The sequence below is a fragment of the Pseudomonas syringae genome (assembly GCF_002157375.1).
In the GTDB taxonomy this organism is placed as follows: domain Bacteria; phylum Pseudomonadota; class Gammaproteobacteria; order Pseudomonadales; family Pseudomonadaceae; genus Aquipseudomonas; species Aquipseudomonas syringae_T.
The window spans coordinates 139546-154405 of the sequence record NZ_MTSA01000007.1; the positions used below are offsets into that span (position 1 = coordinate 139546).

13 protein-coding genes are annotated in these 14860 nt (G+C 61.1%); 7 read left to right on the forward strand and 6 right to left on the reverse strand.

Translation table 11 applies throughout. The annotated features are described in order from the left end of the window. Positions 1 to 218 precede the first annotated feature (218 nt). The gene (locus tag BW686_RS10775) at positions 219 to 2951 is read left to right on the forward strand and encodes a LuxR C-terminal-related transcriptional regulator (RefSeq protein WP_084916386.1); all 2733 of its coding nucleotides are present in this window, start codon (positions 219 to 221) and stop codon (positions 2949 to 2951) included. A gap of 14 nt (positions 2952 to 2965) precedes the next feature. On the opposite strand, the gene BW686_RS10780 is transcribed toward BW686_RS10775, so the two are convergent. The 6 genes from BW686_RS10780 to rutA form a co-directional block, all read right to left on the reverse strand. Further along, positions 2966 to 4162, reverse strand: a complete 1197-nt coding sequence (locus BW686_RS10780) for an HD-GYP domain-containing protein (RefSeq protein WP_084916389.1) — start codon at positions 4160 to 4162, stop codon at positions 2966 to 2968. Positions 4163 to 4450: 288 nt separating this feature from the next. Further along, on the reverse strand, positions 4451 to 4996 hold the full coding sequence (gene rutF, locus BW686_RS10785; protein ID WP_084916392.1) for an NADH-dependent FMN reductase RutF: 546 nt from the start codon (positions 4994 to 4996) through the stop codon (positions 4451 to 4453). A gap of 26 nt (positions 4997 to 5022) precedes the next feature. Continuing rightward, positions 5023 to 5838 (reverse strand): pyrimidine utilization protein D, encoded by an 816-nt coding sequence (gene rutD / locus BW686_RS10790; RefSeq protein WP_084916395.1) that lies wholly within the window; start codon positions 5836 to 5838, stop codon positions 5023 to 5025. Positions 5839 to 5897: 59 nt separating this feature from the next. Continuing rightward, on the reverse strand, positions 5898 to 6281 hold the full coding sequence (rutC, locus tag BW686_RS10795; protein ID WP_002552194.1) for a pyrimidine utilization protein C: 384 nt from the start codon (positions 6279 to 6281) through the stop codon (positions 5898 to 5900). A gap of 19 nt (positions 6282 to 6300) precedes the next feature. Then, positions 6301 to 7032, reverse strand: coding sequence for a pyrimidine utilization protein B (rutB, locus tag BW686_RS10800; RefSeq protein WP_084916398.1), 732 nt, complete (start codon positions 7030 to 7032; stop codon positions 6301 to 6303). Beyond that, positions 7032 to 8114, reverse strand: a complete 1083-nt coding sequence (gene rutA / locus BW686_RS10805; protein ID WP_084916400.1) for a pyrimidine utilization protein A — start codon at positions 8112 to 8114, stop codon at positions 7032 to 7034. Before rutA ends, rutB begins: the two co-directional genes overlap by 1 nt. A 259-nt stretch (positions 8115 to 8373) precedes the next feature. On the opposite strand from rutA, the gene rutR reads away from it, so the two are divergent. The 6 genes from rutR to BW686_RS10835 all read left to right on the forward strand — a co-directional run bounded on the left by rutR (position 8374) and on the right by BW686_RS10835 (position 14751). Further along, positions 8374 to 9102, forward strand: a complete 729-nt coding sequence (rutR, locus tag BW686_RS10810) for a pyrimidine utilization regulatory protein R (RefSeq protein WP_179149237.1) — start codon at positions 8374 to 8376, stop codon at positions 9100 to 9102. A 218-nt stretch (positions 9103 to 9320) separates the two neighbouring features. After that, positions 9321 to 10412, forward strand: a complete 1092-nt coding sequence (locus tag BW686_RS10815) for a BMP family ABC transporter substrate-binding protein (RefSeq protein ID WP_084916402.1) — start codon at positions 9321 to 9323, stop codon at positions 10410 to 10412. Next, complete coding sequence (locus tag BW686_RS10820; RefSeq protein ID WP_084916416.1) at positions 10409 to 11920, forward strand: ABC transporter ATP-binding protein; 1512 nt, start codon at positions 10409 to 10411, stop codon at positions 11918 to 11920. Before BW686_RS10815 ends, BW686_RS10820 begins: the two co-directional genes overlap by 4 nt. Further along, positions 11913 to 13022 (forward strand): ABC transporter permease, encoded by a 1110-nt coding sequence (locus tag BW686_RS10825; protein WP_084916418.1) that lies wholly within the window; start codon positions 11913 to 11915, stop codon positions 13020 to 13022. Before BW686_RS10820 ends, BW686_RS10825 begins: the two co-directional genes overlap by 8 nt. After that, complete coding sequence (locus tag BW686_RS10830; RefSeq protein ID WP_084916421.1) at positions 13022 to 13948, forward strand: ABC transporter permease; 927 nt, start codon at positions 13022 to 13024, stop codon at positions 13946 to 13948. Before BW686_RS10825 ends, BW686_RS10830 begins: the two co-directional genes overlap by 1 nt. Positions 13949 to 14061: 113 nt before the next feature. Further along, positions 14062 to 14751 (forward strand): OmpA family protein, encoded by a 690-nt coding sequence (locus tag BW686_RS10835; protein ID WP_084916424.1) that lies wholly within the window; start codon positions 14062 to 14064, stop codon positions 14749 to 14751. The last annotated feature ends 109 nt before the right edge of the window (positions 14752 to 14860 follow it).

Here is a 14860-nt window from a genome sequence, read left to right on the forward strand (position 1 = left end):
AGGCGTGTAACACGGGCTGATACAGGCCGCACGCCGACAAGCAGCCAGTTCGCAGAAAAGCCCCATGAATGGGGCTTTTCTGCGTCTGTGTATCGGTCTTATAAGCTGTAGGAATTTTGTTACAGTCTTTTCGGTGATGAACTTTCAAAAGTGGAGATTTACCCGCTAGTCTCCGAACACCGCGATGGCGAAACACACGATTCCCACATGAGCCGCCCATGACTGATCTGTCCCGAATGCAAGGGTTCACAGACAGCGCGATTCCTGCGTTGGAAGGGCGATTTTTCCGTCCACCACTTCCCGAGGGTTATGTTCCTCGTTCCCGCCTGTGTCAGCGCCTCGATGAGGGGCTGGGCGGGCGGCTGCTGCTGGTGTGCGCGCCAGCCGGGTTTGGCAAGAGCTCGCTGGCGGTCGAGTTCTGCCAGGGCTTGCCGGACAAATGGCAGAACGTGTGGCTGGGGCTGAGTGCGCGAGACAGTGATCCGGGCCGCTTTCTGGAGCGCCTGCTGTCCAGCCTGCAACAGTTTTTCCCGCAATTGGGCACCCAGGCGATGGGCCTGTTGAAGATGCGTCAGCGTCATCAACCGTTCGCGTTCGAAGAATGGCTCGACAGCCTGCTCGACGAGCTGGCCATGCACCTGATGTTGAGCAAACCGCTGTTGCTGGTGCTGGATGACTACCATCTGGCGCAAGGCCCGGTGCTGGACCGCTGCCTGCAATTTTTCCTCAACCATCTGCCGGTCGGGCTGGTGGTCATGGTCACCAGCCGGCAACGTCCTGACTGGCACCTGGCGCGCTTGCGTCTGACCCGGCAGTTGCTTGAAATCAACGAACAGGACCTGCGCCTGACCCATGCCGAATCCGTTGCGGTGCTGGCCCAACCGGGACGCCTGCTCGACAGCGAAACGCTGCAGAGCCTGATTCAGCGCAGCGAAGGCTGGGTCGCCGGTTTAAGATTCTGGCTGCTGGCGGCGTCCGAAGCCGGTGAGGAGTGCGCGTTGCCGCAGGCGTTGCGGGGCAGCGAAGTGCTGATCCGCGAGTACCTGCTCGAAGAAGTGATTGACTGCCTGCCGGCCGATGTTCAAGCGTTTCTGTACGACACCGCCTGCCTGGAGCGGTTTTGCGCCGAGCTGTGCAATGCCGCGCGGGACACCCATGACAGCGCCGAAATGCTTCGTTATTTGCAGGCGCATCAGGTCTTTCTGGTGCCGCTGGACGAACAGGGCCACTGGTTTCGTTATCACCATCTGTTTTCCGATCTGCTGCGCGCCCGTCAGGCGGCGGGGCCGCAGCCCACCCGACTGCACCTCAACGCCTGCCGCTGGTTCAGTGCCCAGGGTCTGCTGGACGAAGCGGTCGAGCAGGCCCTGCGCGCAGGGCACCTGGATGTAGCCGCCAATCTGGTGCAGAACCTGTCCGAAGAACAACTGCTGGCCGAGCAGAACGTCGGCATGCTGCTGCGCTGGAAAATGGACCTCCCGGATGACCTGCTGACCAGCACGCCACGTTTGATCGTCCTGTACGCCTGGGCACTGGGGCTGGCCTGTCAGTTGGACGCCGCCGAGGAGCTGGCCAATCAACTGAGCCGGTTCCTGCCTGCGCCTTCGGCGACGGCGCAGAAATCCATGCTCGCCCAGTGGCTGGCGCTCAGTGGCATCATTGCGCGCGGACGCGGCGACAGTGAAAAGACCGAGCGTTATTGCGCTGAAGCCCTGTTGACCTTGCCTCAAAAGCGTTACGGCCAACGGCTGGTGTGCCTTTCGACGCTGGCCAACCTGGCGATTGCCGACGGTGATCTGTGGCGGGCGAGGGTGCTGAACCGCGACGCGCTGGAGCTGGCGCAGCGGGTCGCCAATCCGCTGTTCGAAGCCTTGGCGCATTACGACCGCGCCAGGGTCTTGCAGGCTCGAGGCGAAGTGGTTCGCGCACTTGAAGAGGTGCGGCGCGGTCTGCAGCGCCTCAAGGGGCTGTCTGCCGTAAGGCTGTATGCCGTGCGCGCACGCCTGACGCTGTATGAAGGTTACTTGCTGACCTTGCGTCTGCAGGTGGACGAAGGCCGGGTCCTGTTGCTGGCCGGACTGGCCGAGGCGCGCGCCTGTCGGGACATCAGCGTGCTGATCGGGCATTGTGTGATTGCCACGATGGAGGGCTGTGCCGGCCGGTTTTCCGAGGCGTTCGCCGAACTGGCCGAGGCCGAGCGCTTGATGCACATCTGGGACGTGCCGCCGATCTACTACCTGGCCATGATCACGCTGGTCAAATGCGAGCTGTGGCTGTTGCAGGGGCGCATTGACCTGGCCGAGGCCTGGTTGCTGCGCCTGACCCAGACGTACAACGCAGGCCTCGGCGCAGCCGCTCCCGAGTGCCATCCGCAATTGCCGCAGCACATCGAACTGCAGCGTGCCGTGCTAGAGCGCATACAGGGCGACGCTATCGCCAGTGAGCAACGCCTGCGGGCACTTGAGCAACGTGCCCGTGACGTCGGTGCGCAATTGCTCGAGCTGATCGCCATGACCCAACAGATCAGCCTTCTACTGACTCAGGCACGCCATGACGAAGCCCGTCATCTGTTGCTGCGCTGCCTGCGCGTGGCTGCCGGAGGCGCGCTGCTGCCTTTCAGGATTCTCCTGGGCGAACAGGCGCAGTGGCTGCACGAGCAGTTGCTCCAGGCGCCACCTTGCAAGGTGCGTAACGCGCTGCTGGAAACATTTCCCGCGTGCTTCGTACCGCAGGCGCCCGAGCCTGCGCATGGCAGCGACTGCCTGAGTGTGCGCGAACTGGGCGTGCTGCACCTGATTGCACAGGGTTGCTCCAATCAGGAAATCAGCGAGCAACTGTTCATTTCCCTGCACACCGTCAAGACCCACGCCAGCCACATCAACAGCAAACTGGGGGTCGAGCGGCGTACGCAAGCGGTGGCGAGGGCGAAGGTGCTGGGCTTGTTGGGGTGACGGGCGGGCGCGGATCAGCTCGGGCTTCCTGCCCACAGCGCGTCAACGTTCTCCAGCCCCCAATCGTCAGGCGACTCGATTTTCACAATCGCGTCGCATTCTGCAGCGTCCTCCAGATCGAGTATCTGGGCCGCGAAGGTCTTGCCGGTATGAGCTGACATGAACACCTTCACCTTCGGCTTCAGCAAGGACTGTTCACTCTGGTCAACCACAATGCCCAACCGTCCGCTTTCCAGCCTTACCAGCGTGCCGACAGGGTAGATGCCCACCGTCTTGACGAAGCTTTGAAACACGCCGTCGTCGAAGTGACCTTTCCACGACGCCATCTGACGAATCGAATGGGCAACGCCCCAACCCTTTTTGTAAGGCCGGTCGGAGGTGATGGCGTCATACACGTCGCAGACCGCGCCCATGCGGGCAAAGAGGCTGATCTGATCGCCCTGCAAGCCATGCGGGTAGCCCGAGCCGTCGACTTTTTCATGGTGATGCAGGCAAACATCCATGATCACGTTCGCCACCGGCTGGCTGTTTCTCAGGATATTCACGCCCAGTTCGGGGTGGGCCTTGATCATCTCGAATTCTTCATGGGTCAGCCGTCCGGGTTTGTTGAGCACTTCCGGGTCGATCATCATTTTGCCGACATCGTGCATCAGCCCCGCCACGCCTGCCTGACGTATCTGTTCGTCCGGCATGCCCATGCGCCTGGCCAAGGCGACCATCAGTGCGCAGACGGCCACCGAATGCATATAGGTGTATTCGTCGGCCGTCTTCAGGCGCGACAGGCTGATCAGTGCATGGGGGTGACGCAGAATCGAGCTGGAGATTTCTTCGACCAGCAATTGCACGTTTTCGGCGTTCATCGCCTTGCCCATGCGCGCTTCGGTGAACATGTTCATGACCGCGTTCCTGGCCCTGGCGCAGATGGCCCGAGCACGCAGCACTTCCTTGTCGAGGCTGACCGGAGCGGTATCAGACACAGACGTTTCAGGCCCGGAAGAGGCAGGGGCCGCCACCGGCTCGATCACGCGGCATTTTCCGGTTTCGATCCAGACTTCTTTGGTGCCCGATCTCTGAATGCGCTTCAGCACGTCGGCGTCATCGAGCATGACTTCGACCAGGCTGGTCCAGAACGGATCATTGGTCCAGCGGCGGCAGAATTTATGAATATGCATGCCCAGAGCAAGCTGGGTAACGGGTATTTTTTTCAGCATATCCAGATACCCATGTGCAGGGACATGGGCGATGAGAAAGGGAAACTGCGCGTCTTTGATCGACTGCCAGGGTGGGCCAGCAGCGGGTGTTTGTGATTGATCGACATGATTTCACCTCGTTGACTTCAAGGATCGTCCTGATCTCAATATGCCAGTATACGGGGCTGACAGGGAAAAAATCATGTCTATTTATTGTGCGTCAACAACTCGTAGAAGGCCTCTGCCTGCGTGAAGCGAAACACACAATGCGCGGGTTTTCTGACGTTGCCATGCAATGAAACACCGTCCTCAGAGCGTGGCGGCTGTGCCCGGCAGGTGATGGTATCGGCGGCCGAAATACACAAGCGCGTCAGATTCGCTTTGATGCCTGATATCCAGTACTTCACAAAAAAGAATGTCATGAGTGCCGACGCTGACTGATTGAGTCACCTTGCAGTCGAGCGCCAGTCTGGCACCGTCCAGTATGGGCGCGCCGCTCACTCCGCTTTCCCAACGGCCCGCGGCAAAACGTTCCGGCTGTGAGGTTTTGCCGCCAAACAGGTTGGACAATTCCTGCTGACTGTTCCCCAAGGTGTTGACGCACAGCGTGCCGTTACCGATGAAGGTGTCATAAACCGACGCACTTCGATTGATGCAGACCAACAGTGTCGGTGGCTGGTCCGTCACGCTGCACACCGCCGTAGCAGTAAAGCCGGCTCGTCCGCCAGGGCCGTCGGTGGTGATGATATTGACCGCTGCGGCAAGGCCGGACATGGCCTCGCGAAAGGCCGACTGGCTTACCGCTGCGCGGTCGGCGGGCAGGATCGGACTGGTTTGATCTGGATGGGCGGGCATGGCGAGATTCCTTTCAGAAAGGGCATTCAGACTTCGTGCGTAAAGTGGCTGCGCTCGCCGACTTTTCGGACCGAGCCCAGAAAATCGAGAACAGCCCGTTGAAAAGGCGGCGGGTCGCTGATGCTTGAGGCGTGGCCGCCATATTCCAGCAGCACCAGCCTGGCATCCGGCAGCGTTTCGGCCATATGCCGGGATTGTTGCCAGGGCACCAACATGTCGTCGCGGTTGGCAATCAGCAGGGTCGGGACGTGAATATCAGCCAGGTCGGTTTCGACGTTGAACGTCTCCAGTGCATTGATGCGGCGCAGAAGGTTCTCGGTGTCGGGAAAATGCGCCAGCGCGTGAGCTTCGTCATCGGCCAGCCGGGTGCTGTTGGCGGCAATCCAGTCGGCCGGGTACAGAAACAGCGCCTGTGCCTGCACATAGGCGTGCGGCCCGCTGTCCAGCAGCAGTTTCTTGCGGATGGAAAAACAGCGTGCGCTGTGCGGGTTCGGACGGCTCCAGGCATTGATCAGCACCTGGCTTTGCAATAATTTCGGGCGTAACAGGGCCAGTTCGAGACCGACCAGCCCACCCAGCGCATGGCCCATGAAGTGGAAGTGCCGGATGCCGAGCGAGTCGAGCAGGGTCAGCAATTCGACCGCCATGTGGCGGATCGAGTATTCAGGCGACAGGACCGCAGGGCTGCGCCCGGTGCCCGCGTGATCGTAAACCAGAACATCATGGTCGCGGGTCAGCACCGCCAGGTCGTCCGCCCAATAACGGCTGGACCCGCCCAGCCCGGAGCTGAGCACCAGCAGCGGCGCGTCGGCGTGCTGGCAACGGTGAATTTCATGGTACATGCGCGTTCTCCCGGGCGGGCTTAAGGTCGGTTTTAGGGGCGGCTTTTTGATAGGCGTGTTCAGCCGATGTGGGCAATGCTGGCGATTTCGATCAGGGCTTCGGGTTTCACCAGTCCGCACTGGATGCAGTAACGGGCCGGCTTCTCGCCTGCGAAGTATTCGGCGTACACCTCGTTGACCTTGGCGTAGTCGGCCCAGTCGCGGATCATGATCATGTTGAAGGTGACGTCGTCCATCGTGCCGCCGGCGGTTTCGACCACGCTTTTGATGGTTTCCAGCACATGACGGGTCTGCGCGGTCGCGTCGCCGACATGCACCACGTTGTTGTCCTTGTCGAACGGCAAGGTGCCCGAGACATACAGCACGCCATCGGCCATCGAACCCGGCACAAACGGGGCAATGGGCTTGGTGGTACCGGCAGGGATAATCGCTTTCTTGGTCATGCAGAGGTCCTCACGAAGGTTACCCGACAGGGCTGAAAGTGGTGCAGAAGTCGTCGACGCTGGATACCCAGCCGAAGAAGGTTTCGATGTTGAACAGCGCGGCCTGCTGAGCGAATTCCGGACCTGCCTGATGGGTGGCATCCGCCAGTACCACGCCGAAATACTCCAGATGGAAGCCGTCGCGCAGGGTCGATTCGACGCAGACATTGGTCGCGATGCCGGTAAACACCAGGTTGCGGATGCCTCGGCTGCGCAACACGCTGTCGAAGCTGGAGTTGAAGAAGCCGCTGTAACGGATCTTCGGCACCACAATGTCGCCGGGTTGGGGTGTCAGTTCATCGACCAGTTGATAGTCCCAGCCGCCCTTGGCCAGCAATTGCCCCTCGAGCTCAGGGCGCTTGCGCATGGTTTTCAGTGCGTTGGACTTGTGCCAGTTCGGCGAACCGGGGCCGCCGGCCTCGACATACGCCGGGTCCCAGCCGTTCTGGAAAAAGATCACCGGAATGCCGACGGCCCGTGCCGCAGCGCAGGCCTTTTTGATATTGGCGATGACCGGTCCGGTGCTGCTCACGTCGAAACCGGCCAGGTCCAGGTAGCCGCCGAGCGAGGCGTAGGCATTCTGCATGTCGACCACCACCAGCGCTGTTTCCCCGAGCTTCATGCGCAGTGCCTCGGGGCGGGCGGGCAGCACGCGGGCGGGGTGCGGGTCCAGCGGCAGGTCGACGCCTGCGACCGTTGCCGGAGCGTTCATCACACCACCTCCTTGAGCTGGGTGATGTGCTTGCGGCTGGTCATCAGCGGCTGGATCTTCTGCCCGAAATCTTCGACGCCTTTCACGAAATCATCGAAGGTCAGCATCACGCCCTGAGTGCCCGGCACGTTGGCGACCTCGTCGAGCATCTTCGCCACAGTGGCCCAGGACCCCACCAGCGTGCCCATGTTGATGTTGACCGCCGACGTCGGGTCGGCCATCTGCCGCAGGTTCGAGCCTGCGCTTTTGTCCGCTGCGCCTTTTTCGCTCAGCCAGGCAATGGCTTCTTCGTCGGCGCCGGCCTTGATGTGTTCCCAGCGAGCGCGTGCGGCCTCATCGGTGTCGTCGGCAATGATCATGAACAGCACGCACGAGGTGACGTTGCGACCGGTCTGCGCGTTGGCTTCGATCAGTTTCTGTGCGGTCGGCGCAAACGCGGTGGGGGTGTTCACGCCTTTGCCGAAGCAGAAGTTGTAGTCGGCGTATTGCGCCGAAAACGCCATGCCGGCTTCGCTCTGGCCGGCGCAGATCAGCTTCATATCGGCCTGTGGGCGCGGGCTGACGCGGCAGTCCTGCATGCTGAAATGCTCGCCTTTGAAGTCGCTGCGGCCGTTGGCCCACAGGTCGCGCAACACCTGGGCGTATTCGGCGAGGTACTCGTAACGGGTGTGGAAAAACTCGTCACCGGGCCAAAGGCCCATCTGCTCGTACTCAGGCTTTTGCCAGCCGGTGACCAGGTTGATCCCGAAGCGACCGTTGGAGATCGAGTCAATGGTCGAGGCCATGCGCGCGGCGATGGCAGGCGGAATGGTCAGGGTGGCGACGGTGGCGAACAGCTGGATCTTGCTGGTCACGGCCGCCAGCCCGGCCATCAGCGTGAACGATTCCAGGTTGTGCTCCCAGAACGCTGTCTTGCCGCCAAAACCACGCAGTTTGATCATCGATAACGCAAAGTCGAAACCGTAGCCTTCGGCCTTCTGCACGATCTGTTTGTTCAGCTCGAACGTCGGCATGTACTGCGGTGCATGGCTTGAAATCAGCCAGCCGTTGTTGCCGATAGGGATGAAGATACCAATGTCCATATGAGGCCTCTCTGCGTGGGTCGATGCGTGCCAAGGCACTTGAATCGTCGTTTGCATTAAGCGGGCCAGAATTTTTTAGCGTTTTTATTCAACACGTTACGAATTCATGCTGCTTGTTTCAGACCATTTGGTCTGAATCAGAGCACTTGGTTTGTGCGGCGCGCACGCAGATGGGGCAGCGCTTGCCGGACGGTCGGGTCGTATCGACAAAACGGCTGCGCCCGTTAAGATGCCCGCTCATTTCGGCATCACTGGATGGATGTGCGTGAACAGAAAACCTCCCGTGACGGAGTCCGCGAGCAAGCGCGTAGGCAAGGTCAAGCCTGATACGGTGGTCAAGGCCACCCGTGAACCCAGCGCCACGTCGCTGAAACGGCGCATGCGTCTGATGGAAGGCAAGCGCACGCAGATTCTCGATGCGGCGCTGGAGGTCTTTTCCCGCTACGGCGTACATGGCAGCAGCCTGGATCAAGTGGCGAGCCTGGCGGACGTGTCCAAGACCAACCTGCTGTATTACTTCAGCAGCAAGGACGACCTGTACCTGAATGTGTTGCGTCAGTTACTGGAGGTCTGGCTCCGCCCGCTGATGAACTTCACCGCCGATAAAGACCCGGTGCAGGCCATCGGAACCTATATCCGGACCAAGCTGGAGATGTCCCGTGATCATCCGGCCGAATCACGGTTGTTCTGCATGGAGGTGATGCAGGGCGCCCCGCTGATTCACGGCGAGTTGCAGCACCCGTTGCGCGATGCAGTGCAGGCCAAGGTGGCGGTGATCCAGCACTGGATCGACAGCGGCCAGTTGGCGCCGATCAACCCGCATCACCTGATTTTCTCCCTGTGGGCGACCACCCAGCATTACGCCGATTTCCGCACTCAGGTCGAGGCCGTTACCGGAAGGACACTGGATGATCCGGCGTTTTTCGAGGAAGTGCTGGCGAGCCTGCGCAGCATGATCCTGGACGGAATCCTGCCGCGTACGCCCTGAAAACAGCGCTTGCTCCGGCGCACGCACTTCGGACGCGCAGCGAATGGGCGGCATGCACAAACCAAGTGCTCTGATTCGGACCATTTGATCTGTTTTTGGTGGCGCATTCGAGTCAGGTCGCTGTTCCAGAGCGTTTTCCCGGGTAGTGGCATGGATGCTGCTAATGCCCTGTGTGCCCAGACCGGGCGCTCATCGGCCATTACCCTCAGGAAACGTCTATGTACAAGAAACTGTTGCCCGGGACATTGTGTGCGGCGGTAGCGTTCGGGGCCGCTGGCTTCGCTCAGGCCGAGGGCTTGACCCTCAAGGGGCCTGCGAAAATCGCCATGGTCTACATCAGCCCGCGCAATGACGGCGGCTGGACTCAGGCATTCGATGAGGCGCGCCTCAAGCTGGAAAAGGATCTGGACACAAAAATCCAGTTCGTGGAAAGCGTGCCCGAAAATGCCGCAGCCATCACGCCGGTGGTCGACCGACTCATCGCGCGCGGCGCCAATGTCATCGTGGGCACCGCGTTCGGCTACTCCGACACCTTCCTCACGCTGGCGAAAAAATACCCTGACGTGGCGTTTCTGAACGGCTCGGGCACCACCAATGCGCCCAATCTCGAATCGTTTTACGGACGCACCTACGAGAGCCAGTACCTGTGCGGCATGGCGGCAGGCGCTGCGTCGAAGACCGGCAAGCTGGGTTTCGTTGCCGCCAACCCGTTTGGCCAGGTCAACTGGACCATCAACGCGTATGAAATGGGCGCGAAGCAGATCAACCCGCAAGCCACCGTCACGGTGGTCTATACCGGCGCCTGGAACGACCCGGTCAAAGAGCGCGCCGCGACCATGGCGTTGATCGACAACGGCGTCGATGTGGTCGGCCAGCACGTCGACAGCCCGACCCCACAGATCGTCGCTCAGGAGCGTGGCATTCATGGCACCGGTCACCATCGCGACCTGAGTGAGTTCGCCCCCAAAGCGACCGTTTGCTCATCGGTCTGGGTCTGGGACCGGTTTCTCGGGCCGGAGCTGAAGAAAATCATCGCCGGCAACTGGGTCCCGGCCGCCAATGGCGCGCTGCTGTCGATGCAGCAGGGCGGCACCGACATCACCTTGACCAACGACTCGATCATTTCCGCGGATAACCGCAAGCAGATCGAGGCCGAACGCGCTGAACTGCTGGCAGGCAAGAAAATCGTCTACAGCGGGCCGCTGGCGGATCGCGACGGCAAGGAGCGTGTGGCGGCCGGTCAGCAGTTGTCCGACCCGGACCTCTGGAAAATGGACTGGTTTGTCGAAGGCGTGAAGACTCAGCAATGAGTCAGGTCAACGCGCTGCAACTCACCGGTATCAGCAAGTCGTTCGATGGTTTCAAGGCGCTGATCGATGCCGATTTCACTGCGTGTTGGGGCGAAGTGCATGCGCTGCTGGGCGAGAATGGTGCAGGCAAGTCTTCGCTGATGAATATTGCAGCGGGCCTTTATGCGCCGGAAACCGGCACGCTGATGCTGGACGACAACCCGGTTCAGCTTCAAGGCCCGAAAGACGCCAGCCGTTACCGGATTGGCATGGTTCACCAGCACTTCAAACTGGTGAAGCCCTTTACGGTGGCGCAGAACATCCTGTTGGCATTGCCCGAGCAACCCGGCGAAGGCAGTTATCGCAAGCGTCTGCGCGCGCTGGAGCAGGACATTGTCGGCAAGGCTGAAGCGCTGGGTTTCGTGATCGACCCGACCCGGACCGTCGACAGCCTGTCGGTGGCTGAACAGCAGCGCGTCGAGATTCTCAAAGTACTGCTGGCCGGTGCCCGCATTCTGATTCTCGATGAGCCGACCGCGGTGCTGACCGATCAGGAAGCCGAACGCTTGCTGCTTACCGTGCAGGCCTTTGCACGGCAAGGCGCTGCGGTGATTCTGGTGACGCACAAGATGGCCGACGTCAAACGCTACGCCGACCGTGTGACCGTGATGCGGGGCGGGCGCACGATACAAACGCTTGATCCGCAGGGCGTCAGCGTCGAGCAACTGGTGCAGTTGACGGTGGGCGAATCGGTGCCGGTCGGCGAGCATCATCCTGCAACGCCGGGCGAAGTCCGGTTGCAGGTGAAGGATTTGCACAGCATCGGCAACCGTGCGCTCAACGGCGTGAACATGACCTTGCGTGCCGGGCAGATCTACGGCCTTGCAGGCGTCGGCGGCAACGGTCAGGCGGAACTGGCCAATGCGCTGATGGGGCTGCCGCAACCCACCGAGGGTGACATTCAGCTGACGTCCTTTGGCGACCTGCGCACCGCCTCGGCCGAGCAGCGTCGGCAACTGCGCATTGCTTCGATCCCGGCGGATCGTTACGGCGCAGCGCTGGCGGGTTCGCTGTCGGTGGCGGAGAACTTCGGCATCGGCAACCTTCACAGCGGCCAGTACGGCTCGTTCTGGCGGCTGGGTTACAAACGTTTGAAGCAGGACGCACAGCGTGCTGTGGATGCGTTCGACGTGCAGGGCGTGCGCTCTCTCGACCAGAAAGCCGCCCTGTTGTCGGGCGGCAACGCACAGAAGCTGGTGATCGCACGGGAGTTCAGCCGTGATCCACAATTGGTGCTGGTTCACAGCCCGAGTCGCGGCCTGGATGTACGCGCCACCCACGCGGTGCATGGCCGGTTGCGAGCCGCACGGGATGCGGGCGCTGCGGTGCTGGTGATCAGCGAAGACCTTGATGAAGTATTGGCCCTGGCTGACCGTATCGGCGTGATGAATGGCGGGCGAATCGTCGCCGAATTCGATCATCCTGCCGACCGTCAGGCCATTGGCAAAGCGATGGTGAGCCATGACTGAATCAATGCAATCTCCGACCGCTGCACGGCAGCCTTTGCTGGCGCGACGTTACACGCTGGAACTTCGTCAGCAGACCGGCTGGCCGTTGCAGGCGTCGATCATTGGAGTGGCATTGCTGATCGGATTGGCGATCTGCACCGCGATCCTGATTCTCGCCGGCGTGCCTGCGGACGAATTACTCAACGAGTTCGTTGTTCAGACAGTGTTCGATGCGCAGAACATCAAGGCGGTGCTGTTTCAGGCTTCGCCGATGATCATGGTGGGGCTGGCCGGTTGCATGGCGTTTCGTGCGCGTTTCTGGAACCTGGGCCTGGAAGGCCAGATGATCTGGGGCGCAATCGGTGCCACGGCGATCTCGTTGTTTCAGGTGGGACCAGAGTCTTTGCGCCTGCCGCTGATGATGATTACAGCGGTGATCTGCGGGTTACTGTGGAGCCTGGGGCCGGTGCTGTTGAAGCTTAAGTGGCAGGTCAACGAGATCATCTCGACCCTGATGCTCAATTACATCGCCGCCAACTTCCTGCTGCATCTGGTGTACGGCAGTTGGAAAGACCCGCGAGACAATTTTCCTTACTCGCCTGCATTCCAGAGCTTCGAGCGTCTGCCCGACCTGTTTGCCGGGTACAACGCAGCGATTCTCCTGGCGTGGCTGGTCACCGGTCTGACCCTGTGGTTTGTCGGCATCTCGCGCGCCGGCCTGTACCTGCGCTTCGTTGATGCCAACCCGAAAGTCGCTGCCGCCGTGGGCGTGCCTGTGCGCAAAATGATCATTGGCACCGTGCTGCTGTCCGGCGGCCTGGCGGGTTTGGCAGGTTTTGTTGTGACCTCGGGGCAGGAAGGCCGCCTGACTCAGTCGTTCTATCAGGGCTACGGCTTTTCCGGGATTCTCATCGCCTTTCTGGCTCGCAACAATCCGGTCGCCGCCACTGTTGTCGCGCTGCTGATTGCCATGCTGTTTGTCGCCGGGCGCAACTTGCAGGTGTTCTATCAGATCCCGTTTTCGATGGTGCAACTGATTCAGGCCATCCTGGTGATCTGCGTTGCGTCGTCCGACTTTTTCATCCGCCATCGGCTGCGGCGCATTCAGGCAGGGGAACGTTGATGGAGCTTATTTCCCATTGGCTGGGCAGCGCGCCGGATTTCGCCGTGCCGTTTGCGCTGGCGGCGTTGGGCCTGATCCTCATCGAACGCAGCGGTGTACTGGCGCTGGGTGTCGAAGGGCTGATGCTGGTCGGCGCACTCGCGGGCATTGGCATGCAGTTGAGTCTGGGGTCGCCAGGGCTGTCCCTGCTGGCGTCGATGACAGCGGCCGGTGGCGTGTCGCTGCTGTTTGCGCTGATGGTGCTGGTGCTGCGGATCAATCAGGTGATTGCCGGGCTGGCGCTGGTGTTCTTCTGTCAGGGGTTGACCGGGTTGCTGGGCACGCTGCTTGGCTGGACCAATCGCCCGGTCAGCGGCTTGCAGGCGGTCGAGCTGTGGCCGTTGTCCGAGTTGCCGGTGGTGGGCAAGGTCTTCGTCCAGAATCCGTTGGTTTACCTGACGGTAGTGATCTTCATCGCTGTGGTCTGGCTGCTTGACCGCACCCGCACCGGGTTGCGCTTGCGGGCGGTTGGCGAGAACCCTCAGGCCGCCGACGCGGCGGGTATTTCGGTGTTGGGGTATCGCCTGGCAGCGATTGTTGCGGGGGCGGCGCTGATGGGGCTGGCCGGCGGCTTCATCGCCGTACTCAGCACCAAGATGTGGATTGCGGACATGACCGGTGGGCGCGGCTGGATCGCGGTGTCGCTGGTGATCTTCGCGCGCTGGTCGCCGTGGCGCGCACTGGCCGGAGCCCTGTTGTTCGGTGGTATCGAAGCCTTGATTCCGCAACTGGCTGCGATGGGCGTGCGTCTTCCTCAGTACTTCGTCTTGATGACGCCGTATGCGGTCACGTTGCTGGTGATGGTCTGGGTGGCCAGTGGCAAGCGCCAATCGATGAGTCAGCCAGGCGCCTTGGGTGAGCCATTCATTCGTGAAGAACGACGCTGACCAAAAGGCCCGCAAGCCCGTACGGCGGGCGGTTCAGCCTGGGTTAAGGAATTTTTGACAGCCGGCATGCTCTAATCCGGTTATTAGCGTTCGTCAAAACCAGGAGCTCCTGAATGTTTACCTCGCGTCGTTTGATCATTGTTGCCACTGCCGTCGCCCTGCTGTCTGGCTGTGCGACCTCCAATCCTTATGACAATCAAGGCCAGGCGCAAAGCTCCGGAGGGATGAGCAAAACGGCCAAATACGGCGGACTCGGCGCACTGGCCGGTGCTGTGGCGGGCGCGGCCATTGACCACAACCATCGTGGCAAGGGCGCATTGATCGGCGCTGCCGTTGCGGGCGCGGCCTCGGCAGGCTACGGCTACTACGCCGACAAACAGGAAGCAGCATTGCGCGCGAGCATGGCCAACACCGGCGTCGAGGTGCAGCGTCAGGGTGACCAGATCAAGCTGATCATGCCAGGCAACATCACCTTCGCGACCGATTCTTCGGCCATCGCCAGCAGCTTCTATTCGCCGCTGAACAACCTGGCGAGTTCGCTCAAGCAGTTCAACCAGAACAACATTGAAATCGTCGGTTACACCGATAGCACCGGCAGCCGTCAGCACAACATGGACCTGTCGCAGCAACGCGCCCAAAGCGTTGCGACCTACCTGACTTCCCAAGGTGTCGATCAGTCGCACTTGTCAGTCCGTGGCGCAGGTCCCGACCAGCCCATCGCCAGCAACGCCGACGTCAACGGCCGCGCCCAGAACCGCCGCGTAGAGGTCAACCTCAAACCGATTCCAGGTCAGCAGTACTGATCAACACCGTTGCGCCGTGGACTGGTTGAATGCGGGGCAAAGTGGGAGCGAGCTTGCTCGCGAAGGCGATGGTTCAAACGCGAAGTTTGCGGCGGCCTTGATGGCCTCT